The 21497-nt window shown below is 64.0% G+C and carries 21 protein-coding genes and 2 tRNA genes; 8 read left to right on the top strand and 15 right to left on the bottom strand.

The annotated features are described in order from the left end of the window. Positions 1-54: 54 nt before the first annotated feature. The 8 genes from HNP51_RS05795 to HNP51_RS05760 all read right to left on the bottom strand — a co-directional run bounded on the left by HNP51_RS05795 (position 55) and on the right by HNP51_RS05760 (position 8443). Positions 55-678, bottom strand: a complete 624-nt coding sequence (locus HNP51_RS05795; protein WP_184268071.1) for a hemerythrin domain-containing protein — start codon at positions 676-678, stop codon at positions 55-57. A gap of 125 nt (positions 679-803) precedes the next feature. Continuing rightward, complete coding sequence (locus HNP51_RS05790) at positions 804-1943, bottom strand: hybrid sensor histidine kinase/response regulator (RefSeq protein WP_184268069.1); 1140 nt, start codon at positions 1941-1943, stop codon at positions 804-806. Continuing rightward, the gene (locus tag HNP51_RS05785) at positions 1940-2515 is read right to left on the bottom strand and encodes a chemotaxis protein CheB (RefSeq protein ID WP_184268067.1); all 576 of its coding nucleotides are present in this window, start codon (positions 2513-2515) and stop codon (positions 1940-1942) included. Before HNP51_RS05785 ends, HNP51_RS05790 begins: the two co-directional genes overlap by 4 nt. Further along, positions 2512-3348: a protein-glutamate O-methyltransferase CheR gene (locus HNP51_RS05780; protein WP_260398349.1), complete on the bottom strand. Its 837-nt coding sequence runs from the start codon at positions 3346-3348 to the stop codon at positions 2512-2514. Before HNP51_RS05780 ends, HNP51_RS05785 begins: the two co-directional genes overlap by 4 nt. Next, on the bottom strand, positions 3345-6770 hold the full coding sequence (locus tag HNP51_RS05775; RefSeq protein WP_260398348.1) for a response regulator: 3426 nt from the start codon (positions 6768-6770) through the stop codon (positions 3345-3347). Before HNP51_RS05775 ends, HNP51_RS05780 begins: the two co-directional genes overlap by 4 nt. Positions 6771-6915: 145 nt before the next feature. Then, the gene (locus tag HNP51_RS05770; protein WP_184268065.1) at positions 6916-7221 is read right to left on the bottom strand and encodes an energy transducer TonB; all 306 of its coding nucleotides are present in this window, start codon (positions 7219-7221) and stop codon (positions 6916-6918) included. A gap of 203 nt (positions 7222-7424) precedes the next feature. Beyond that, complete coding sequence (locus HNP51_RS05765; protein WP_184268063.1) at positions 7425-8069, bottom strand: hypothetical protein; 645 nt, start codon at positions 8067-8069, stop codon at positions 7425-7427. A 26-nt stretch (positions 8070-8095) separates the two neighbouring features. Further along, positions 8096-8443 carry a hypothetical protein gene (locus tag HNP51_RS05760; RefSeq protein ID WP_184268061.1) on the bottom strand — a complete coding sequence of 116 codons (348 nt, stop codon included), beginning with the start codon at positions 8441-8443 and terminating at the stop codon, positions 8096-8098. 593 nt (positions 8444-9036) lie between these two features. On the opposite strand from HNP51_RS05760, the gene HNP51_RS05755 reads away from it, so the two are divergent. Both HNP51_RS05755 and HNP51_RS05750 read left to right on the top strand, forming a co-directional pair. Further along, positions 9037-9210: a DUF1328 domain-containing protein gene (locus HNP51_RS05755; RefSeq protein WP_184268059.1), complete on the top strand. Its 174-nt coding sequence runs from the start codon at positions 9037-9039 to the stop codon at positions 9208-9210. 228 nt (positions 9211-9438) lie between these two features. Next, positions 9439-10182: a Crp/Fnr family transcriptional regulator gene (locus HNP51_RS05750; RefSeq protein ID WP_184268057.1), complete on the top strand. Its 744-nt coding sequence runs from the start codon at positions 9439-9441 to the stop codon at positions 10180-10182. 31 nt (positions 10183-10213) lie between these two features. On the opposite strand, the gene HNP51_RS05745 is transcribed toward HNP51_RS05750, so the two are convergent. Next, a complete protein-coding gene (locus HNP51_RS05745; RefSeq protein ID WP_184268055.1) occupies positions 10214-11089 on the bottom strand; it encodes a Crp/Fnr family transcriptional regulator in 876 nt (291 codons plus the stop codon). On the opposite strand from HNP51_RS05745, the gene HNP51_RS05740 reads away from it, so the two are divergent. After that, positions 11088-11876, top strand: coding sequence for a Crp/Fnr family transcriptional regulator (locus HNP51_RS05740; RefSeq protein WP_184268053.1), 789 nt, complete (start codon positions 11088-11090; stop codon positions 11874-11876). The genes HNP51_RS05745 and HNP51_RS05740 overlap by 2 nt on opposite strands. Before the next feature lie 23 nt (positions 11877-11899). On the opposite strand, the gene HNP51_RS05735 is transcribed toward HNP51_RS05740, so the two are convergent. Both HNP51_RS05735 and HNP51_RS05730 read right to left on the bottom strand, forming a co-directional pair. Further along, positions 11900-12112 (bottom strand): hypothetical protein, encoded by a 213-nt coding sequence (locus HNP51_RS05735; protein ID WP_184269073.1) that lies wholly within the window; start codon positions 12110-12112, stop codon positions 11900-11902. Between the two features lie 89 nt (positions 12113-12201). Then, a complete protein-coding gene (locus tag HNP51_RS05730; RefSeq protein WP_184268051.1) occupies positions 12202-12417 on the bottom strand; it encodes a hypothetical protein in 216 nt (71 codons plus the stop codon). A 206-nt stretch (positions 12418-12623) separates the two neighbouring features. Here HNP51_RS05730 and HNP51_RS05725 point away from each other — a divergent pair, with 206 nt between their 5' ends. Then, positions 12624-13820, top strand: a complete 1197-nt coding sequence (locus tag HNP51_RS05725; protein WP_184268049.1) for a DUF6880 family protein — start codon at positions 12624-12626, stop codon at positions 13818-13820. A gap of 10 nt (positions 13821-13830) precedes the next feature. Here the strand turns inward: HNP51_RS05725 and HNP51_RS05720 are convergent, their stop codons facing one another. After that, entirely contained in the window at positions 13831-14406 is a 576-nt protein-coding gene (locus tag HNP51_RS05720) for an alpha-ketoglutarate-dependent dioxygenase AlkB (RefSeq protein ID WP_184268047.1), read from the bottom strand. Continuing rightward, the gene (gene dinB, locus HNP51_RS05715; RefSeq protein WP_184268045.1) at positions 14403-15482 is read right to left on the bottom strand and encodes a DNA polymerase IV; all 1080 of its coding nucleotides are present in this window, start codon (positions 15480-15482) and stop codon (positions 14403-14405) included. Before dinB ends, HNP51_RS05720 begins: the two co-directional genes overlap by 4 nt. A gap of 330 nt (positions 15483-15812) precedes the next feature. Between dinB and HNP51_RS18490 the strand changes: the two genes are divergently transcribed. Next, on the top strand, positions 15813-15956 hold the full coding sequence (locus HNP51_RS18490) for a hypothetical protein (RefSeq protein ID WP_260398346.1): 144 nt from the start codon (positions 15813-15815) through the stop codon (positions 15954-15956). 37 nt (positions 15957-15993) lie between these two features. Here the strand turns inward: HNP51_RS18490 and HNP51_RS05705 are convergent, their stop codons facing one another. Together HNP51_RS05705 and HNP51_RS05700 are read right to left on the bottom strand one after the other, a co-directional pair. Further along, positions 15994-18078, bottom strand: a complete 2085-nt coding sequence (locus HNP51_RS05705) for a catalase (protein ID WP_184268041.1) — start codon at positions 18076-18078, stop codon at positions 15994-15996. A 1127-nt stretch (positions 18079-19205) separates the two neighbouring features. Continuing rightward, positions 19206-19279 (bottom strand) — tRNA-Gln (locus tag HNP51_RS05700). 213 nt (positions 19280-19492) lie between these two features. Between HNP51_RS05700 and HNP51_RS05695 the strand changes: the two genes are divergently transcribed. The 3 genes from HNP51_RS05695 to HNP51_RS05685 all read left to right on the top strand — a co-directional run bounded on the left by HNP51_RS05695 (position 19493) and on the right by HNP51_RS05685 (position 21431). Continuing rightward, positions 19493-19569, top strand: a tRNA-Pro gene (locus HNP51_RS05695). A gap of 77 nt (positions 19570-19646) precedes the next feature. Further along, complete coding sequence (locus HNP51_RS05690; RefSeq protein ID WP_184268039.1) at positions 19647-20195, top strand: DUF924 family protein; 549 nt, start codon at positions 19647-19649, stop codon at positions 20193-20195. Between the two features lie 81 nt (positions 20196-20276). Next, a complete protein-coding gene (locus HNP51_RS05685; RefSeq protein ID WP_184268038.1) occupies positions 20277-21431 on the top strand; it encodes an SH3 domain-containing protein in 1155 nt (384 codons plus the stop codon). The last annotated feature ends 66 nt before the right edge of the window (positions 21432-21497 follow it).

Genomic DNA, 21497 nt, shown 5'->3' with positions numbered 1-21497 from the left:
CAATCAATTCCGGCTGGCCCCTCGGGAGCGACTGCCCGCCCCGGAGCAAGGACATCAGGCCTTGAGGCGGATCTTCTTTTCGACCTCGACGGCCGCCTTCTCTTCCTTCTTCCGCCTGTTGAAGACGGTGCGCATGTGGCGGAGATCAGCCGGGCTCAACGCCTTTTCAGCCGCGACAAACTGCTCCTGCTCTTCCTCGCGAATGTGATGGAGGTATTCTTCTCGCAGGGCGGCGAAGCGCCGTATCCAGCCGGGAGAGGCCATGTCCCGCGCGGCCAGATCCGCCAGGAGATCATCGATCTCCTTGTGCTCGGCGACGGCGTGGCGGGCGAAATCCGTCGTGGCGGGATTTCTCAGCACGCTGGACCACAGCGCCTGCTCCTCGGCGGCGGCGTGAGCCTTCAATTCATGAACCAGTTCGTCGAAAAGACGCACGCGGTCGGGAGACTTACCCTCTGTCTCCTCCATCATGGCCAGAAGCGCACGGTGGCGGTCATGGTCCTCGACCAACCGACCGAAGATGACAGGGTCCCCCCGGAACTTGGTGGCCGGCGTGCTGCCGATGCGCGCGGCGAGATCAGGTGCGACGGAACGCGCCTTCGCCACGGCTTCAGCCTTGGCCTTTTCAGGCGCCGTGGGCTGTGCCCGTTTCTCGCTCGCCGAAACCGATTTCTGCACGCCCTGCGCCTCCAAAAGCGTCGACCGGCCAGCGGCAGGCGACAAGCTCTACATTCGCAGTACGAACCGTCAGCTGCTTAGCTGGTTCCCTAGCGTACGAAAGCAAGCTTAACGTCGCAGAGCCCCTAGCCGACGACCGGGAACCAGACCGTGAAGCGGCTTCCTGACCCCGCCCCGTTGCTTTCCAACTCAACGGCGCCCTCATGCATTTCGACGAGTTCGCGAACCAGGGCGAGCCCGATGCCGAGGCCTTCACGCGACCGGTCGTCCGGCCCTTTCGACTGCGTGAACAGGTCGAAGACACGGACTTGCATCTCTTCCGGCACGCCGACGCCGTTATCGGCGACATCGATCCGCACACGGTCCGCGACCCGGTTGGCCGACACCTGGATGCGGCCCTCCGATGGCGTGTATTTGGCCGCATTGGTCAGCAGGTTGCTCACCACTTGGGAAAGACGCGTGAAGTCGCCGTCGAGCCAGATCGGGGTCCCCGGCATCTCGACCGTCAGGTCGTGACCCCCTGCGTCGATCTTGGGCCGACTGGTGTCTACCGCCGAGTCGATGATGCTCTGCACGGTCACCCGCTCGCGCTTCAGCGATATTTTTCCCTGGTCGATGCGCGCCACGTCCAGCAGATCCTCGATCAGCCGGGACAGATGGTGGGCCTGGACCTCCATGCGGGCGTGGATCAGGGCGCTCTTCTCCGGTTCCTTCTGCCTCTCAAGCAGATGGAGGCCCGCCTGGAGGGCCATGACCGGATTGCGCAGCTCGTGACCCAGCATGGCGATGAAGTCGTTCTTGCGGCGGTCGGCGGCGCTGAGGGCCGCGGCATAGGCCTTGAGCTCGTCTCGATGGGAGAGAATCTCCTGTCTCTGACGATACAGCTCGATGAAGACGTTCGCCTTGCTCTTCAGGACGTCCGTCTCGACCGGCTTCTGGATGAAATCCACCGCCCCGGCCTCATAGCCCCTGAAGCGGCGCTGCTGGTCGGCGCTGCCCGCCGTGACGAAGATGATCGGAATGTGCCGCGCATTGGCGTTGCCGCGCATGAATTCCGCGAGCTGAAAACCGTCCATGCCCGGCATCTGCACGTCGACCAGGGCAAGGGCGAAGTCATGCACCAGGAGAAGCTCGAGAGCCTCATCGCCGGAGCGGGCCTTGAGACAGACCACGCCGTCACGCTTCAGCAGAGCTTCCAGGGCGAGGAGGTTCTCCTCGAGATCGTCCACAAGCAGGAGATGGATCGGCTTCTCCGGGCTAGTCATGCTTGTCCAAGGCCTTTCAGGAATTCTTCAATGCGCGGCAGCGACATCACTTGTGCGGCCGGACAGGCGCGAAGGGCAGCCTCCGGCATGGGGCGGGCATAGGCGGAGGTCGGGTCTTCAACGAGAGCGAGACCGCCGGCGTCGGCGACTGCCTTCAGTCCTGCCGCCCCATCCGCATTGGCGCCGGTCAGAACCAAGCCGATCAGCCCCGCGCCATAGGCGTCAGCGGCGCTTTCGAACAGGACGTCGATGGAAGGGCGGGAGTAGTTGACCGGCTCGTCGGATGAGAGGGCCAGAGCGCCGTCCGCCTCGACCAGAAGATGATAATCGGATGGGGCGAAATAGACGACGCCCGGCCGCGTGGGCTCCTTGTCCTCCGCCTCCTTCACGATGAGCGCGCATTTGGACGCGAACAGGGGCGCCAGAACATTGCTGCGGTCGGCGGGCACATGCAGGACGACCATGATCGGCAGAGGAAGATCGGCGGGCAGAGCCGGCAGGATGGTGAGCAGCGCCTGCACGCCTCCGGCCGAGGCGCCGATCACGATGGCTCGGGCAGGAACAGGGTTCATGGCTCGCGCCTGCGATAGATCTTCTCTTCCGGCACGAAGTCGGCAAAGGCGCCGGCATGCCGCGAGAAACGCAAACTCTCCTTGGATCCGATGCCCAGGAAGCCGTTGCGAGCCAGCGAGTCTTTGAACAGGCCGACAGCGCGATCCTGTAGCGGACGATCAAAGTAGATCATCACATTGCGGCACGAGATCAGCTGCATCTCGCCGAAGACCGCATCCGACACCAGGCTATGGTCCGAGAAGACGACATTGGTCCTCAGGGACTTGTCGAACACCGCCCGACCGTAGTCGGCGGTGTAATAGTCCGACAGCGAGGTGCGACCGCCTGACTTCTGGTGGTTTTCGGTGAACTTGCGGATGCGATCCAGCGAATAGACGCCGGCCTCCGCCGCGCGCAGCGCGTCAGGATTGATGTCCGTGGCGTAGAACATCGTCCTGTCGAACAGACCTTCCTCACGGAAAAGGATGGCCAGCGAATAGACCTCTTCGCCGGCGCTGCATCCCGCGATCCACACCTTCAGGGACGGATAGGTCCTCAGATGCGGCAGCACCTGCTCGCGCAGAGCCCGGAAATAGGCGGGGTCACGGAACATCTCGCTGACCTGGACCGTCAGGAAACCCAAAAGCTGCGGCAGCATCTCCGGGTCGTGCAGGACGCGCTCCTGAAGCGCCGTCAGGCTCGGCAGCCCGAAATGGGTGCGGGCCTGGAGCAGGCGGCGCTTGATCGAGGCTCGCGCATAATGACGAAAGTCATAGTGGTAGCGCTGGAATAACGCCTCCAGCAGCAGCTGGATCTCTATGTCTTCCACCTCGTGGGGCGCGACCGGACTCAACGGGGCATCCAGACACGCACGAGCGACAGCAGCTTGTCCACGTCCAGGGGCTTGGCCATGTAGTCGTTCGCTCCTGCAGCGATGCAGCGTTCCTGGTCGTCGGGCATGGCCTTGGCCGTCAGCATCAGCACCGGCAGGTCGCGCCAGCGTGGATCCTTCCTCAGCTCGCGCGTGGCGGTCAGGCCGTCCATAACCGGCATCATGACGTCCATCAGCACCAGATCGATGGTTTGAGCCGGATCTTCAGCCGACCGCTCCAGACGTTCGAGCGCCTCCTTGCCGTTGCGCGCGATCTCGATGCGGGCGCCGCGGGGTTCCAGCACATTGGTCAGGGAGTAGATGTTGCGCACATCGTCCTCGACAATGAGGATCCGCCGTCCTTCCAGCACGGCGTCGCGATGGCGGGCCTTGCGGATCATCTTCTGCTGCTCGGGCGGCAGTTCCGACACCACCTGGTGCAGGAACAGGGAAACCTCGTCGAGCAGCCGCTCAGGCGACTTGGCGCCCTTGATGATGATGGAGCTGGAATAGCGACGAAGCTGCTGCTCGTGTTCCGGCGACAGGTCGCGTCCAGTATAGACGATGACCGGCGGATAGCCCTGCCCGCCCTCGCGGCTGAGGGTCTCCAGCAGGGAGAAGCCGGAAGCGTCCGGCAGACTCAGGTCAAGAACCATGCAGTCAAAGGTCTGGCTCTTGAGTTGTTCGAGGCATTCCGCCGCCGTGCCGACGCCCACTGTCTCGACATCGCTGGATTCCAGCAGCTTGCTGACCGCCTCGCGCTGAACCCTATCGTCCTCGACGATGAGAACGCGCCGCACTGTTCGCGTCAGCTTCTCCTCCAGCGATCGGAGCACGTCGGCCAGGGCCTCGCGCGCGACCGGCTTCATCACATAGCCGATCGCCCCGAGCGACAGGGCGGTCTGGCTGTGATCGTCGGCAGAGACGACGTGGATGGGAATATGGCGGGTGTCGTCGTCGCGTTTGAGCACGTCCAGCACCGTGAGGCCGGACTGATCCGGCAGGCCGACATCGAGCACCACGGCGTTGGGCCGATAGCGCTTGGCCAGCTTGAGCGCCTCCTCCGCGGTGCCTGCCAGAATGCACTGGAACCCCATCTCACGCGACAGGTCACGGACAATGGCGGCGAAGCGGTCATCATCCTCGACGACCAGAAGCAGGCGACGCGTCCCCGCCAGATGATCGCGGTCGTCCTCCAGCGTCCTTGGCAGCGAGGCCGGTTCCGCCGCACGAGGGGTTGCAACCCGCTCCGACTGGACTTGAGCGGGCGCGCTGGAGGCCGCCTCTCTCGGCGCCACGCGCGAAGCATCATAGATCCGAGGAAGGATCAGGGTGAAGACGCTGCCTTCGCCAACTCGGCTTTCGAGTCGAATTCGGCCGCCAAGAAGGCGCGCGAGTTCGCGCGAGATGGACAAGCCCAGGCCGGTCCCGCCATAGCGCCGGCTGATGGTGCCGTCCGCCTGCTGGAAGGCTTCGAACACGCCTTTCTGCTGCTCCGGGGCGATGCCGATGCCCGTATCCGAAACCGCGAAGGCCACCTCGTCTGATCCGACGGCCGAGACCGACAGGGTCACCTTGCCCTTCTCGGTGAATTTGAAGGCGTTCGACAGAAGGTTCTTCAGGATCTGCTCAAGCCTTTGGCGATCCGTCTCAAGCACGTCATGGCCCGCTCCCAGGTCGATCTCGAAGGCGAGGCCGCGATCATCAGCCACCGGCTGGAACATCTGACGGAGGTCGTCGCCCAGACGCTGCAAGGACACCGCCTCAGGGCGCGCCTGGATATGGCCGGCCTCGATCTTGGACAGGTCGAGGATGTCATTGATCAGGGTCAGCAGATCATTGCCCGAAGACTGAATGGTGCGCGCGTATTTGACCTGCTCCTCCGACAGGGTCTCGTCGGGGTTATCGGCCAACAGCTTCGACAGGATCAGCAGCGAATTGAGCGGCGTGCGCAGCTCATGGGACATGTTGGCGAGGAAGTCGGACTTGTATTGGCTGGCCTGCTCCAGCTCCCGCGCCTTGAGCCCCAGCGCAGCCGAGCCGCGCTCCAGATCATCACGCTGGGTTTCCAGCACCTGAGCCTGTTCTTCGAGCTGGCTATTGGTCTGTTCCAGTTCCGCCTGCTGCTGTTCCAGACGCACTTGCGATTCCTTGAGGGCGCGCCCCTGCTCTTCAAGTTCCTCGTTGGAGACCCGGAGCTCCTCGCTCTGGACCTGAAGCTCTTCGGACTGCCGTTGGGTCTCCTCAAGCATGTCCTGAAGTCGGGCGCGGTAGCGAGCCGATCTCAATCCCGTGCCGATCAGCGGCGCGGTTTCCTCGAGAAGCGCGAGGAGACGGTCGTCGGGAAGGCGAAGGAAGCCCAGTTCCAGAACGGCATTGATCTCGCCGTCAGCGCGCCCCGGAGCGATGACGAGGTGCCTGGGCTTATCGCGTCCCAAGGCCGAGCCAATCGTCAGATAGCCCTCCGGCACATCCGGCACTTCCAGCACGCGGCCCTCGGCGGCGACCTGACCCAACAGACCCTCGCGCGGACCAAAACGCTCCGGGATCGACGCGTCAGCTGGCACGCCAAGCGCGGCGACACGCCGGAAAACGCCCCCCTCCCCTTTGAATAGGGCCGCAGCCTGAACATCGGCATAACGCGCCAGGTAGCTGAGGATGCTGTCCCCCAGCTGTTCAACTGACTGATCGCCCATCATGGCGTCAGACAGACCGACCTGACCCTTGTGGATCCACTCCTGGCGGGCCCTTTGACGGGCGCTGCGGCGGATAAGAGCGAAGATCACCAGAGTAAGGGCGGCGCCCAATAGGCCAGAAAGCACGCCGCTGACGAGCGCCGTTCCATAGGCCGCGTCCATCTCATCGAGGCGCGCCAGGCGGAGCTTCTGCTCCTCCTGCCTCATCAGATTCACCTCGTTTCGAATGGCGTCCATCTCCGCCTTGCCGCGATCCGTGTTCATCCTGGCTACAGCGGCCTGCAGGCCTTCAGCGCGTCGCGCCTGAATAGTGGCGTCCAGCTCGCTCATCTTGGCGTCGATGTGTCTGCGGACCTGGCTCAGGTGGGCTTGCTGCACCGGATTGTCCCGGGTGAGGCGCGCCACATCCTCCAGACGACGCGTCACGGCGGCTGCGGCCATGTCGTAGGGCTGAAGGTAGAGAGGGTTGCCGGTGAGCAGATATCCACGCTGGCCCGTCTCTGCGTCCTGAACGGTCAAGAGAAGGTCATCGACGGCGACGATGACCTGGTGGGTGTGAATGATCTGCTGATTATTCGCCCTGAGCACCTGGACGTTGAACCAGGCCACAGCGCTCGTCGCGAGAAAGAAGGCCAGAACCAGGCCCAGGCCTGCTGCGGACCAGGCTTCGCTCTTCGAACCCGCGGACGGGCGACGGAACAACATCATCAGCAGTCTGACCTCAGGTGAACGACGGGAGCCCCCTGCCTAGAGGTCGCAGCGACCAGCGCAATAACCTGTGCTTGTTTTTTCGACCCGAGCCGGAATCATAGGTCGCACCGCGCTGCGGCGGCGGCGTGGCAAGCCCGGGGACCTAGGGGGTAAATTGGATCGTGCGGGCGAACTGATAATCCTCGGGTCCCGGCTCAACCTCGGCATCGCGCATCAAGGTGATGGCCGCCTCTGCGAAACCGAGACCGGGATGAGTCTCGCCGAGCACCCGGCAATCCTCCACTCGTCCGGCCGCCCGCGCCGTACACTCCAGGGTCACAGCGACAGTCAGCAGTGGGGCGGGCGCAGCGGATTGATCAGCCGCGGTGGGGTTTTCATCCCTAGGCAAACGGTCTGTCTTTGGTTTCGCATCCAACAGGATGGCGGCGGTCAAGGCCAAGATCATCATTGTAACACCCTCCCCTTTCTCAACATGGCGGGTCGCGATCTGTTCCCTAAAAGCCGCTGCAAACACCAAGGGATGGAAGAATCCTCCGAGCGCACCTTAAAGGCATCGGCCCCCCGTCTTGCGACGGAGGGCCGAGCTTCGATCCTACAGCAGCGCATCACCGCTCAGCAGGTTCGATCGAGTGGACCGGACAGTCAGAAGGCCTATCGGTTGTAGCGCGCCCGTTCCTGGGCGATCTGCTCAGGCGTCCAAGGCTCTGCTGCGGCGTCAAACCCCGACCAACCGTTCTCGCGATAGGCCGCGCCGCGCGAGAGGGAGTCGAAACCCCGACGATCGTTAAGGATCGTCTCCACCCGAACGCGATCAGGTTCGTCCGTCCTGACGCCAACCAATGTCCCGCCGCGACGGACGCCCTCTGCATAGACCTGAGCGTCCGCTTCGTCGTGACCAGCCTCTTTCAACGCGCCCAAGAGCCCGCCGGCGGCCCCGCCGACCGCAGCGCCCGCCGCAGCAGCCACAGCAGTCGAGGCGAGCCATCCCGCGGCGACCACGGGGCCCAACCCGGGTATCGCGAGCATGCCAAGCCCGGCGAGCACGCCCGCGCCAGCACCCAGGACGCCCCCGGTCGCTGCACCCTTCCCGGCGCCTTCGGCGACTTCATTCTCTCCGTCGCCGTTCATGTCGCCAAGCTGGCGCCCATCCCCGGAATGGGCATGTCCGTCATGCCAGTTATCGGAATTATTGGAGATAAGGCTGATCCGATCAGCCTCGACGCCAGCCCGCTCAAGGGCGGAGACGGCGTCAAGGGCGTCGCTGTGATTGTCAAAAAGTCGCGTAACTACGGTCATTCGAAGCACCTTTTTTATTCTGTTTCTTACTTGGCCGAGGCGCTGACTGCGCCCTTGTAGTCGACCGACACCTTGCTTTCAGCGCCGTTCCGGGTGGCTGTAGCGCTCCAGATGCCCTGGGCGTCCTGGCTCAACGGACCCACGACGGCGTAGCCCTGCTTCTCGATCGCCGAGCGCGCCTGAGCCTCGGTGAAGGAGTTCGCGCCTGGCGTCAGGGCGGCATCCCCGCCCGGCGCAGTGTCGACAGCAGGATTGCGAGGCGCTTCGGATTCCGAAACGACAGGCCCTTCCACACGGCCCTCGTCCGCCTTGTTGTCTCCACAGGCAGCCAACAAAAATACTGTCGCACCCAAGGCGATGATCGCTCTCGTCATTCCGCTTGTCCCTTTTGGTGATGGCAGGAAAACAAGCCTTCCGCGTCGAAGAGGGTTCCCAACTTCTAGTTTTTTAATAGCGATGACCGACCCGTCAGCGCCGACACCCAAGACTTAGAGCGAGATGTGACGTCTATCCGACACAATACCCGCAATATCATCAGGACGCATGATAGAATGGCCAATGTCGATAGGACGCAGCCCAATCTGCTTAGACTCTGGCTAGTTCAAAGATTCGTCTTCGGACTAAGTCTATAGTCTACGGCAAGCCTTGGAGCGGAGTTAGTCTGCTGAAGCGCGGAATTGAAGCGACCCGATCCGTCGCGGTGCGGGTCGCGACAAACCGGGCCGTCAAGCATGTCTCCCCCCCGGGAGACTGCATCCAACCAACCCGACGGCCTTGGAGCGGGTTCCACGGCCCAGCATCAAGGTCGGGAATCCGACCCAGACCTGATCGTTCGCAGCCGTTTCACACAAGCGGCTTCGGAGATGCAGGGCTCAACGCCCGGGGCAGCGGATGACCAGCGAAGCCTTGGAACCCCTGTCGAACGGGCGACGTTGGGCTGGCTTCCGGCAATGAGAGGAAAATTCACATGCTGAAATGGGCCCTTATCTTCGCCGTCATCGCCATCGTCGCCGGCCTTCTCGGATTCGGCGGGATCGCGGGCGCGGCGGCGGGGATCGCCAAAATCCTCGCGATTCTCGCCCTGATCGTTTTTGCGATCTTCCTGGTTCTGGGCTTCACGGCGGCCAAGAAGATCACCTGAAGGACAGCCCGGCCGCCGACAGAGCTCTCTTCCTGTTGTGCGGGGAGCGGGGCTGGGCGGCCGGGCTGACCCGCGGCGTCGTTTCGAAGTCGGCATAATTAGACGCGCGCGCCCGGGATCGGTTGGCGCCGCCCTGCGCTTCCGCGCCCCAGAACCGCGCGCCAACTGTCCCGAAACCAACCTATGTGAAGAACAAAAGCGCCGAAGCCATGCTGTTGGTCTAAGGCCATGAAGAATCAGTCGGAAACCCATTTCGAAACCCGGCACACCGAGTCGCTGGAGCGGATGCTGTCTAGTTTTGGACCGCTGGGCGCGGACGACATCGCCTATATCCGTGATTGCTTCACCGGCGCCCAGCAGACCCATGCGGCGGGAACGCCTGTCCCCCTGGCTCCGGAGCGCAATGAAGCGCGACTGGTCTTCAAGGGCTGGGCCGCGCGCGGCGCCATGCTGGAGGACGGACGTCGCCAGATCGTGGGTCTCAATCTACCCGGCGAGATAATCGTCGCTTCGGGTGCGGTCGATGCCGACATGCTGGTCTGGGCCCTCACCGATGCTGTGACAATAGACGCCACCGCCTTCTGGACCGCCATGTCCCAACCGCCGACGCAGAGCGCGCGCCTGCTGGAGGCCTGGAGGCATTTCCGTACAGCCGAACGTCTGCGTATGGCGCGTCAGGTCATAAGACTGGGGCGACTCAATGCTTACGAGCGCACAGCTCATCTTCTGCTGGAACTTCATGAGAGGCAGGCCCGCCTGGGCCCTGTCGTCGCCGGAGTTCTCCACCTTCCGCTGACCCAGGACATGTTGGCCGACATTCTAGGTTTGAGCGCCGTCCACATGAATCGGACGTTGCAACAACTGCGACGCAACGCCCTCGTCGACTACCGCGCAGGGCGCGCCGTGCTACAGAACCTCACGAGCCTGGCACAGGCCGCCAATTTGAGTGCGGACTGCGGACCCAGCCTCTGACCGCGGGCATACTATCCGCAACTGCGTGGGCTCAGACCGGGTCGCGCCCCAGGCGCAGATAGGTCGGATCGAACTCCGCCACCCGCACCAGCCGATCCCAGTCCAGAATTCTGATCATACGTCCGCTCCATTCGACAAGCCCATCGGCGCGCAACTGGGCCACGGACCTGTTGACGTGGACCGCCGAGAGCCCAAGCACATCGGCGAGGATCGCCTGGCTCAGGGGCAGTTCCATCCGATGGCCCTCCGCTCTCTCCACCGAAGCAAGACGGAGATAGACCTCGCAAAGGAAGTGGGCGAAGCGACCGAAGGCGGTGCGCCGCCCCAGACCCGCCAGCCATTGCCGATGCACCGCGGCGTCTATCAGAGTTTCAAGCCACAGAAGCCGCGTCAGGTGGGGCTGAGTCTGGGAAATGAAACGGAGCGCCTCGTGGGGACAATAACCGACCTTGCAGTCCGTCAGGCAGACCACCCCGTGATCCATAGGGCTCATCAAAAGGCTGTGCAGATCGACGAAGTCGCCGGGGACGTTGAGTTCCGTAATCTGGCGCGCGCCGTTCATCAGCACGACGTATCGAGCCGCGAAACCGTCCAGCAAAAGCGTGCTGCGGGACGGACGATCATATTGTTCGACGATGTTCTGACCGGCCTTCAGGGTGACCGGCGGCGCGACCACATCCGCCAGAACGGCCTTCTCCTCCTCAGAGATGAAGTCTCGACGCGACAGCTTTTCGATCAACGGGCTGATCAGGGCAACCTCCAGGCGACGCGCCGCTAACAGCGGCAACGCTTGCGAAACTGTCCAGCCTTCGCACGGTTCCGTCGCCGACCGCCGCCGAACGCCTAACCCATGTAAGTGGCGACCGCGCCACGAGGCGCCACATTCGCCCTCCCAGGAGCGCGACATGCAGACGACGACTGGCCTCACAGCCCTTGCCTCCAGTTTTCGCGTTCCTCTCGAAATCCGGGATCACCCCGTATTCCAGGCCCTGCCCCTCGACGCCCAGGCCCGGATAGAGGCGAGCGGTCGTCGGGTGGCGCTCTCGGCAGGCGATGTCCTCCCGAACGATGACGGGCTCTATTTCATTCTCTCGGGCGTGGCGGGCCTGTTTCCCGACGGCGGGCGTATTTGCGTGACGGCCGTGACGGCAGGATCTGTCCACGGCTGGGATCAGGCTCTGGAGCCAGGCGCCCGACGCCCGCAGGCCAGAGCCCTGATTGACACCGTCGTCTACCGCGCCGCCGCCGCTCCCCTCATCGAGGCCATGGGATGGGTATGGCTGACCCGTCTCGTGGCGCTTCACGCAATGACGCGGCTTGACGCCCTCGCCACAGAGGCAGCGTGCAACGCCTCCCATCTGGTGCCTGAAAGGCTCGCTAAATGGCTTGTTCGTCTCCACTGTGGCGGAAACGGCGCGCCGCTCTTTCTCACCCAGGCGGATTTCGGGGGGATGCTCGGCGTGCAGAGAACAAGCGTCAACGCGGCAGCTGCGCGTCTTCAAGCTCAGGATCTGGTGCGCTTCGGGCGAGGAAAGGTCCAGGTGCTAGACCTCGCCGGCCTGCGTCAGGCCTCCTGCCGTTGCGGCGAGGCGGTCATGCCGGTGTCCGCACACATCCAGCCGGCGGCTCCGAGCACAGACATCGCGCCTGAGTGGTCGCCTTCGTTCAGGACCGCACGCGCAGCCTCGTCATAGAAGATTGATGCTGGAGGGTGACCTCAGGGCCGGCGGCGGACTTCCCAGTCGAGCGTCCACCGCCCGGGCCCGGCGGACTTGAGCTCGGAAACCTCAGCGGGGGCGGGGCGATCAAAGCCGTCCAGCAAAAGGGAGGTTCCGCTCACCGAAGCAATGACCGCATTGGTCTGCCAGAACGGTCCGGGCACGCCGCGCATGGAAAAGCGGATATGGACCGTGTCATCGACCTTTGGCATGGAACTCTCTTCATGGACCTGGCGCCGACGGCCGTCGGCGGTGGCCTTTTGCACGGTCGGGAGACGTCTGTCGCCCTGTCGGTACGACGTCAGGCGGTCGCGGTTTGCAGCCGCGCGCTCGTCGCCCCACGCGTCCTCATTCGAGTCCGCAACTGCTCCCGGATGCTCCAACCCTGCAGATGCATGAGATCGGTGATCGTGTAGCCCTCACGCGCCAGGGCTTCATGGAGGTCACTGATCTTCAGGCAGGCGCGGTTCTCGTCGGCGATCTGAAAGGCGCGCTCGATGACATGGGTCTGGTTCATGCTTCCTCCGTGGCCAGAGAGAGAGCGAAAGCCGACGGCTACGGTTCCCGAACCTGATGACTCAGGCCCCCAAGGTCGGATTCCGGTCTTGCGGAACAGGTCGGGACGCCCCGGTCAAAGAGGTTCGGGACGAGAAGGCGGCGGTCCTCGGTTCCCGGCCGTGCTATGAGGCCCGACAAAGACCGCCCGTCCGAACAAGGGATTTCATGGCGCGACAATCCAGGATTTCGACGCGGCTTTCCGCCGCGAGCCTTGTCCATCTCGGCGCGCCTCGTCTCGCTGACCTTCTTATCGAGGCGGGCGCCGGAAACGCCAATCTCAAGCGCCGCCTGCGCCTTGAACTGGCGGCTGAAGTCGGCGCTGATGCGCTGGCCCTGGAGATCGACAAACGCCTCAGTGCGCTCGCCGCCGCCCGCACCCGTGTGTCATGGCGCAAACGCGGCGAGTTGATCGACGATCTGAACGTCCACCGCCTGATGATCGTCGAGCGCTTGGCGCGCGAGGCGCCCGGCGAGGCCTTGGCCGTCCTTGTCCGCTGGTTTGATCTCTACCCGGGCCTGGTCGCACGCGTAAAGGACACCAAGGGCGAACTCGCAGCCGCCTTCGAGGCGGCTGCGCCTGATCTCTTCACTCTGGCTGAGGCGACCAACGACGGCTCGTTTCGGGATCTTGCTGACGCGCTTGCTCGACACCCCCAGGATTACAGCCGCTGGATCGCTGCCGCAGGCGAAGCCCTGGCCCCTGATACGGCGCGGCGGATGATCGATCATCTGGAGGTCTCTGCCACAAAGAGCCCTGCGGGTCGCAACCTTGTGCGCCGCCTTGCAGACAGGGCCCAGGATCTCGACCTCTGGCTTTCGCTTGTCACCCCTGAGCAGGCCGCCTCCCCCGACATCGCCGCCGACATCGCCCGTCGCCTCCTTGGCGCGGGCCGCACAGCGGAGGCCCGCGCCGCCCTTGAAGCCGCGCTCAGCCCCTCCCCGCTCAATCGCCGCTGGACCTTGGGCGGGAAGCCGAAGGACGGCGCCCCGCGCCTGACCACGGCCTGGGAAGCCGCCTCCATCGACCTTCTGGACGCTGAGGGCAGCCGACAGGAGGCCCAGGACCTGCGTTGGAGCCTGTTCGAGCGCGACCTGTCGGCGTCCGTTCTGCGCGACTTCCTTTCCCGCCTGCCCGATTTCGATGACGTCGAGGCTCTGGACCGGGCGTTCGCATACGCCGCCAAACACCCGGACTTCGAGGCGGCCATGCGCCTGTTGATGGACTGGCCAGCCCACCGCGAGGCCGCCGCCCTCGTCCTGTCGCGCCCCCGTGAAGCCCGACAGACCCGCGCCATGTCCGGCGACTGGGCGTCGCGACTGGTCCAACGTTTTCCAGAGGCCTCCGAAATCCTGTCAGGCTGACTCTCGCGCCTCAGGCCAGGGTTCGGAAGGTGATCGAATAGCGCAGTGCCGCCATCGGCGGGATCGAATGCTCCCAGTCCCGTCGGGCGGCGCCGGACAGCCGATAGGCGGAGCCCGGCTCCAATGGCGCGCCGGCGCGACGCCACCCGCCCCCTTCCTTGTGGCGCAAACGCATGACGCAGGGCGCCAGGAAGGAGACCCCGAGGATCTCGCCATAGACGGGCCGGTCCCTATGCCAGCCAATCCCCGCGCCCGGCGCATACTCGTTGACAAGCGCCTGCTCAAAGGCTTCGGCCTCCAGGCCAAGCCGCTCCGTCAACCGCGAGAGCAGGCGCTGCAAGAAGTCTGGCCAGGGGTCTGCCGCCTCCAACCCTTGTCGCGCCACATCATATCGGCGTCCGAAGGCGGCGATACGTCGAAAGCCTTGATAGCCCAGATGTTCATAGGGCCTGACCTCAAGGCGCTGGAGCGACGCCACCACCTCATCCTGTTCCGAAGCGGACAGAAGATTCGGCCAATAGTCGAAGCCTGAAGGAAGGACAGGACCGGGCGCCGCGCCGAAAAGATCACCCTGGACAAGGCTCATGACAGCGCCAGTTCGTCAGGCCCCGCCCTGGACGACCCCTGCTCCAGGTTGGACAGGGTGACCCCGACCAGACGCACGCCCTTGCTCGGGGGATAGAGCGACCGCACCAGAAGGCGGGAGATCTCCCTCAACCTCGCCCTTGAGGCGACGGGAGCGTCGAAGGAACGGCTTCGGGTGGACTGGCGGAAGTCGGCCCACTTGACCTTCACCGTCACTGTCCGACCCAGCGCCCCGGCCTTCTCGCACCAGGCCCAGACCTCGTCCGCCATTTGGTCCACCCCCGCCTCAATCGCCGCGGGTTCGACCAGATCGCTGGCGAAGGTGGTTTCCGAACCGCTCGACTTGCGCTCACGATCGGGATTGACCGGCCTATGGTCCTCCCCGCGCGCCACGCCGTAATACCAGGCGCCCGACTTGCCGAAATGGTGCTGGAGGAAGGGCAGAGATTGGCGGCGCAGATCTGCGCCCGTCTGGATCCCCAATCGGCTCATCTTCTCCGCCGTCACGGGTCCCACGCCGTGGAAGCGCTTGACCGGCAGCGCCTCGACAAAGGCCTCTCCCCTTCCCGGCGGCACCACATACTGGCCGTCAGGCTTGCGTTGATCGGAAGCCAGCTTGGCCAGGAACTTGTTGTAGGAGACGCCGGCCGAAGCGGTCAGGTCAGTCTCCTGTAGAATGCGCGCCCTTATCTCTTCGGCTGTGGCCGAGGCCGTCGGCAGCCCTCGGATGTTGGCGGTCACGTCAAGATAAGCCTCGTCGAGGGAGAGCGGCTCAATCAGGTTCGTATAGTCGGCGAAGATGGCGTGGATCTGAGCAGACACCGCGCGATAGACCTCAAAGCGCGGCGGGGTGAAAATGAGCTCCGGACACTTCCTGAGGGCCGTGCTGGACGGCATGGCCGAGCGCACTCCGAAGCGACGCGCCTCATAGCTGGCCGCCGCGACCACGCCGCGTGAGGCCGCGTGGCCGACCGCGACCGGTCGCCCCCGCAGCCGGGCATCATCCCTCTGCTCCACCGAGGCGAAGAAGGCGTCCATATCGACGTGGATGATCTTGCGCGACGAAGGGGCTGGCATGGGGCGAAGCCCTAGCAGAGATCGAACAAAACAGGAACATAAGACGCGATCTCCCTGGCGATTTGTACCCGAGCACCGCTCGCCAGCCGCTCTACGACCCACGCAAACGAAATCGCGCGCGAACGGGCGACTGCGAAATTGCGGGTGAGACCAAGCTTTGACCGTCCAGGGCGGAACTCTTCCATCCCAAGGCCGTTTGAGCGCCAACTTAAGGAAAGTGGCGTGATTTCATACTATTGCATCGTTAACATGCCCGGCGTTCCCGCCGGGGAAATTCGCGTTCTGAAAGCGAGCGACGACGCCTCGGCGCGAAAGGCGCTTGAACCCGTCATGACCGAGTGGTTCGGCTTCTCCACCCTGTGCCTCTATCACGGCGAACGCCTGATCGAGGTGCGGAGCAATCCCGATCTCGGCTTTCCGCCCGAGCCTCTCCTGCCGCCCTCGATGCAGGAAAGGCTGGACATCGCCGCCTGACGCCCAACCTTTCCGCATCAAGGCAACAAGACCGCGATCAGGCCAGGGTTCGCACGCCCGGTTCTCTCGCCCACTGACGCGTGCGGGCCGGCGGCAAGAAGTCCGCCGCCTTCGCCGTCGACAGATCGACAACCCCCTCGTCAGGCTTGATTCCCGCTCGGTCCAGAAGCGGTCGAGCCTCGGACGTATGGCCGATGGCCTTGAGGTGGCCGAAGGCGTCCCTGAGGAAGTCCACGGCCGCCGCCTCGTTCAGAAGCTGGGCGCATCCGTCGTCTGACAGGACGACCGCGACCGCATCGAAGAGCACCGATGGGCTCCCCGCCAACTGACCGTCGGCGGCCATCGTGGAGCCGTCAGCCAGCGTCGCTCCGCCCACCCTGGGCGCGACGATAAACACGGCGCCGCCGTCGCCTTCCACCGCCTTGCGGACACTCGCGACCACGGCGCCGTCAGACCCGTCAGCGACCAGGATCGCGACCTTGCGCCCCTTCAGCGTGTCCGGATATTTGCCGACGATCCTGAGGGCGGGCGACGGCTCCAGATCGATCGGATCGACCGCGGGTTTCGCGGCCTTGGGCAGCGGCAGGTTCAGCCCGTTCGCCACCCGTTTCGCCAGGTCTTCATCGACATTGCGCAGATTGGCCACGACCCGGTTTCGCACATGGTCAAGCGACACCTTCGAGAGCTCGAACACGATGGCGCTGGCCAGGTGGGCCTGCTCGATCTCGGTCTGCGAGCGGAAGAAGAGCCGCGCCTGGCTGTAGTGGTCGGCGAAACTCTCAGCGCGCAGGCGGACCTTCTCGCCGTCCATCGCCACGGCGGCGGTGCGGAAGCCGCCTTGCGGGTCCTCGCGCGGCCCGCCCTCCTCGCCCGCCTCGGCCAGGCTGTTGGGCTCGTAGTTGGCACGTCCCTTGAAGACCTGGGTCTGCATGTGGCCGTCGCGCTGGAAGTTCTGGAAGGGACAACCCTTGGCCTGATTGATCGGAATCTGATGGAAGTTGACCGTCCCCAGGCGCGACAGCTGCGTGTCCTGATAGGAGAAGAGCCGGCCCTGCAGCAGAGGATCTTCCGAAAAGTCGATGCCGGGCACGATGTTGGTCGGCAGGAAGGCCGCCTGTTCGGTTTCAGCGAAGAAGTTGTCCGGGTTGCGGTTCAGCACCATGCGGCCAATGACCCGAAGCGGGTGCGTCTCCTCGGGGATCAGCTTGGTCGCGTCCAGAATATCGAACGGCAGGGCGTCCGCCTCAGCCTGACTCAGCAACTGAACCGCGAACTCCCACTCCGGGAAATCGCCCTGGTCGATGGCCTCGAACAGGTCGCGGCGGTGGTAATCCGGGTCGGCGCCGGCGATCTTGACCGCCTCGTCCCAGCAGGTCGACTGGGTTCCCAGCTTCGGGCGCCAGTGAAACTTGACGAAGGTCGCCTCCCCCTTGGCGTTGATCAGTCTGAAGGTGTTGACCCCGAAACCCTCGATCATGCGCAGGGACCGCGGAATCGCCCGGTCGGACATGGCCCACATCACCATGTGCGTGCTCTCCGGCATCAGGCCGATGAAGTCCCAGAAGGTGTCATGGGCGCTGGCCGCCTGGGGATAGCCGCGGTCCGCCTCCATCTTCACCGCGTGGATCAGATCCGGGAACTTGATCGCGTCCTGGATGAAGAAGACGGGGATGTTGTTGCCCACCAGATCCCAATTTCCCTCGGTCGTGTAGAACTTCACGGCGAAGCCCCGCACGTCGCGCGGCGTGTCCACCGACCCCGCGCCCCCGGCCACCGTCGAGAAGCGCGTGAAGACCTCGGTCTTCTTTCCAACCTCGGTCAGGATCTTGGCCGTGGTGTAGTCTTCCAGACTCTCGGTCAGTTCAAAGAAGCCATGGGCGGCCGATCCCCGCGCGTGGACGATGCGCTCCGGAATGCGCTCATGGTCGAAGTGCTGGATCTTTTCGCGCAGCACGAAATCCTCGAGCAAGGTCGAGCCGCGGCGGCCGGACTTCAGCGAGTTCTGGTCGTCGCTGACCGGCACGCCGTGGTTGGTCGTAAGGCGCGTGTCAGGCGTAGAGGCGGTCTGGTGGAGTTCGCCGCCCTCACCGGGCTGGGCGTTTGCAGGGGGTGGATTGGCCATGGCGTATCCTTCAGCTGACTTGTCTGGGGCTTGAAACTGCAGGGCCTGGAGCGCGGCGGGCGCTGTAAGCGCCGAGAGCGGGACGTGGAACCGCCCAAACCGCCATTGCAACACCAGGCTTCATATTGTTCTCCCTGCTGAACAACGACGAGGGCCTTCGGGCGTTGCAACGGAAGAGCGGCGAGGCTGGGTCTTGCTCAGAATTTCGCGGCGGTCGCCGAAACCTGAAGCACCCTTTCAGACCACAGCCCGGGCGGCAGAGGCGGTCCCAGGCCCTATCCCAGCGCGATCAGACCTTGAGCGAGGACAAGGAGACTCAGGAGGGTGAACATGGCGGTGGCGCCGATCACCAGAATTAGGATCCTGCTTCCAAGCCACTTTTTCATCGGCGCGTCTGTGGGTTGGCGAATAGGCAGGGCGGGATCGACCACAGCCTGCCTGGCCGACCGTTGGCGCTTTGACCCGCTGCGCAGCAAAAACCTGACCCCGAGCCCACGCCGCCTAGCCAACGGCGGCGAGACTGAAACACGGAAGACCAATACAGCGACTAACATAGGTTAGGATCATAACCCTGGGCTTCAGTATAAGGTCAGGCCATTGCGATCCAAGATAATCTGAATGCCATTGGCTGCAAGAGGCCGGCAGTGCACGCGCAAACTATCGCCTTATAGTTTGGGAGAAATTTCGTGGTCTATTTCTGCTTGATCGAAAATGGTGGCCCAATCGCCTCGCACCTCGAGGTGCTCGAGTCCGAATGCCCCCAGGCCGCAACCAACGAAGCCAGGCGATTGATGGCGCGGCACGCCAGCGCTGTTATGGCCCACGTGATGCACGGGGATGAGACGGTAGCCTCGATCCCAGCGTCAATGGCCACTGCCGAGTCGGGCGGAGCCGCTGGATCAAGCTCCGACGTCTAGTTCGAAAGACAAGCGCCCGCCGCTCCGTGCCCTAGACCATCCTCAATGGGAACCGAAGCGGATGAAAAGAAGTCGCCAGATATTATCTTGGTTGTTCGAACTCACTGGGCATGGGCGCGAGATGCCGCGAGGCCCAACCAAGAAGAGCACCTGTAAAACATAATAACCGAGGGAGGCGGCGACTAAATCGCTCATGCCCTTATGCATCGGTGGCTGGGGAACTAGGACTCGAACCTAGAATGACGGTACCAAAAACCGTAGTGTTACCATTACACCATTCCCCAGCAGGACCAGTGCGCCGCCGCAGTTCGTTGCGGCGAGGAGCGGTGAAATACGCCAAGCTTTTCTGGGATGCAACACCTGAAAACAAAAGAATTTTCATCGAGCGGCGACTTTTTAAAAACCGCAAATTCCCCGCTTGCGAGGTCCGGAACTGGTGGCTATAAGCCCCCTCCTCGACGCAAAGACGGCCTCCGGCCTGCGTCGAGAAGAAATGTCGGAGTGTGGCTCAGTCTGGTAGAGCACTGCGTTCGGGACGCAGGGGTCGGAGGTTCGAATCCTCTCACTCCGACCATTTTTCCTTACATCCTCAGATGATTTCCCCCTCGCGGGGCAGGTGCATTCGCCCGTGTGCGCGCTAAGCTGCGCAGCATGACCACGCTGCTTTCCCCTGCCGAAATCGTCGCCTTCTGGATCGAAGCCGGACCTGAGAAATGGTTCGCCAAGGATCCCGCCTTCGACACCGCCTTCACCGAACTGTGCCGTGAAACCCACTTCGCCGCCGCGCGCCGCGAACTGGACGCCTGGGCTGAGACGCCCGAAGGCGCTCTGGCCCTGATCCTCCTGCTCGACCAACTGCCGCGAAACGCCTTCCGCGACACCGCCCATATGTTCGCCACCGACGCCTTGGCCCTGATGTTCGCCAAGGCGGCGATTGCGCGGGGCGACGACCGCCGCGTGGCCGACGACCTGCGCCCCTTCATCCTGATGCCCCTGATGCATTCGGAATTACTGGCTGATCAGGACGCGCTTCTGGCCCTGCTGGACGAGACCGAGAGCCCCGACACCTATAAGTTCGCCGTTATCCATCGCGACATCATCGCCCGCTTCGGACGATACCCGCACCGAAACGCCAGTCTCGGGCGCGAAACCACGACGGAAGAAGCGCTCTTCCTGGAATCCGGTGGCTTTGCAGGCTGATCCGTCGCCCGCTGTAGTTGCGCTTTGCATATGGTGAAGCTAGAGAAACGAGGCTTTTTTAAACAACCATAAGCTTGAATTATGCCTCATTTTGCACGCGGCCTGACCGCTGTGGCCGCCTTAAGCCTCATGCTGACGACACCGGCCGAAGCGCAGATCTTCGGCCGCCGCGGCAATGATTCAGCTGTGTCGGTCATCAACGAGACGCCGCGTTGCACGCAGAACCTGGGCACGGTGACGATCGCCGACACCCAGGGCGCTCTGTTCAATCAGTTGGGCGTGGGCGCGCCGTCCGAGCTGCTGCGCTATCTGGTCCGCGAGTCGGGCTGCTTCACCTTGATCGAACGCGGTCCGGGCATGGACGTGGTTGAGCGCGAGCGCGGTCTGGGCGCCGCCGGGCGCATCCGCACCGCTGATTTCGTCCTGGTCGCCGAACTGGCCAACCCGATCGAGGCGGACAGCGGCGACAGCCGCCGCGGACTGCTGGGGTCGCTGGCGTCCAGCGGCGGGCGCTTGCTGCTGCAAGCCGGGGTTGCGGCGGTCACCCAGGGCCAAGGAGCCGACATGGGCGCCGGCATGGCCCAGATGCTGTCCTCGGGCGCCAATCTCGCCGGGAATCAGCTGGATCAGGCGCTAAGCAGTCGCACGGTCGATTCCATCAAGGACCTGAAGAAGGACATCGCCAAGGGCAAGGAAGACGCCCAGGTCGTCTTTTCCCTGTCCAGCGTGCCCCTGGCCGAGACGGTGGGCTACACCCGCGCCGTCGCCAACAAGGACGACTGGCGCCGCCTGCGCATCCGCGACAATCATTTCGGCGGCCGTGTCGGCGCCGGCTATGAGACTGAGGACGAGGGCAAGACCCTGGCCCTGGCCTTCGTGCGCGGCTACGCCGACCTCGTGACCAGCCTGGGCGGCACCGGCTCGACCGTCCCGGAAGTCACCCTCGCCAATCGCGAAGCGCTCCGCGCCGAGGCGGCGGCGCAAGAAGCCAAGACCGCCCGCCCGGCCCGCGAACGTCAGGAACAGCGCGGCTCCGCGCGTCCCGCCGTCACGCGCTACACCCTGGCCAGGGCGTCGGTCCTGCGCAGCGCGCCAGACGGCGATGTCGTTCGCACCATGGCCGCCGAGGACACCGTCTTCCCGACGGGCAATCAGGATGGCGACTGGGTCGAGGTTCTGGACGCAGACGACAACGTCGGCTGGCTGCAGCGCGACCGCCTGTCGACCGAAGACTGAACACCAAGCACCAAGCACCAAGCACTGAACACCGTCCTGCCCTCTCGCATGAGAGCGGCAGCGCCT

It is taken from the genome of Brevundimonas bullata (genome assembly GCF_014207965.1).
Taxonomy (GTDB): Bacteria; Pseudomonadota; Alphaproteobacteria; order Caulobacterales; family Caulobacteraceae; genus Brevundimonas; species Brevundimonas bullata_A.
This window is presented reverse-complemented; position numbering and strand designations above follow the sequence as displayed.

Bases quoted from the DNA above. Each gene is read 5' to 3' on its own strand.
- HNP51_RS05790 (WP_184268069.1), bottom strand. From the start codon at position 1,943: ATGACTAGCCCGGAGAAGCCGATCCATCTCCTGCTTGTGGACGATCTC.
- HNP51_RS05785 (WP_184268067.1), bottom strand. From the start codon at position 2,515: ATGAACCCTGTTCCTGCCCGAGCCATCGTGATCGGCGCCTCGGCCGGA.
- HNP51_RS05775 (WP_260398348.1), bottom strand. From the start codon at position 6,770: ATGATGTTGTTCCGTCGCCCGTCCGCGGGTTCGAAGAGCGAAGCCTGG.
- HNP51_RS05770 (WP_184268065.1), bottom strand. From the start codon at position 7,221: ATGATGATCTTGGCCTTGACCGCCGCCATCCTGTTGGATGCGAAACCA.
- HNP51_RS05765 (WP_184268063.1), bottom strand. From the start codon at position 8,069: ATGACCGTAGTTACGCGACTTTTTGACAATCACAGCGACGCCCTTGAC.
- HNP51_RS05760 (WP_184268061.1), bottom strand. From the start codon at position 8,443: ATGACGAGAGCGATCATCGCCTTGGGTGCGACAGTATTTTTGTTGGCT.
- HNP51_RS05755 (WP_184268059.1), top strand. From the start codon at position 9,037: ATGCTGAAATGGGCCCTTATCTTCGCCGTCATCGCCATCGTCGCCGGC.
- HNP51_RS05750 (WP_184268057.1), top strand. From the start codon at position 9,439: ATGAAGAATCAGTCGGAAACCCATTTCGAAACCCGGCACACCGAGTCG.
- HNP51_RS05740 (WP_184268053.1), top strand. From the start codon at position 11,088: ATGCAGACGACGACTGGCCTCACAGCCCTTGCCTCCAGTTTTCGCGTT.
- HNP51_RS05745 (WP_184268055.1), bottom strand. From the start codon at position 11,089: ATGTCGCGCTCCTGGGAGGGCGAATGTGGCGCCTCGTGGCGCGGTCGC.
- HNP51_RS05735 (WP_184269073.1), bottom strand. From the start codon at position 12,112: ATGCCAAAGGTCGATGACACGGTCCATATCCGCTTTTCCATGCGCGGC.
- HNP51_RS05730 (WP_184268051.1), bottom strand. From the start codon at position 12,417: ATGAACCAGACCCATGTCATCGAGCGCGCCTTTCAGATCGCCGACGAG.
- HNP51_RS05725 (WP_184268049.1), top strand. From the start codon at position 12,624: ATGGCGCGACAATCCAGGATTTCGACGCGGCTTTCCGCCGCGAGCCTT.
- HNP51_RS05720 (WP_184268047.1), bottom strand. From the start codon at position 14,406: ATGAGCCTTGTCCAGGGTGATCTTTTCGGCGCGGCGCCCGGTCCTGTC.
- dinB (WP_184268045.1), bottom strand. From the start codon at position 15,482: ATGCCAGCCCCTTCGTCGCGCAAGATCATCCACGTCGATATGGACGCC.
- HNP51_RS18490 (WP_260398346.1), top strand. From the start codon at position 15,813: ATGACCGAGTGGTTCGGCTTCTCCACCCTGTGCCTCTATCACGGCGAA.
- HNP51_RS05705 (WP_184268041.1), bottom strand. From the start codon at position 18,078: ATGGCCAATCCACCCCCTGCAAACGCCCAGCCCGGTGAGGGCGGCGAA.
- HNP51_RS05690 (WP_184268039.1), top strand. From the start codon at position 19,647: ATGACCACGCTGCTTTCCCCTGCCGAAATCGTCGCCTTCTGGATCGAA.
- HNP51_RS05685 (WP_184268038.1), top strand. From the start codon at position 20,277: ATGCCTCATTTTGCACGCGGCCTGACCGCTGTGGCCGCCTTAAGCCTC.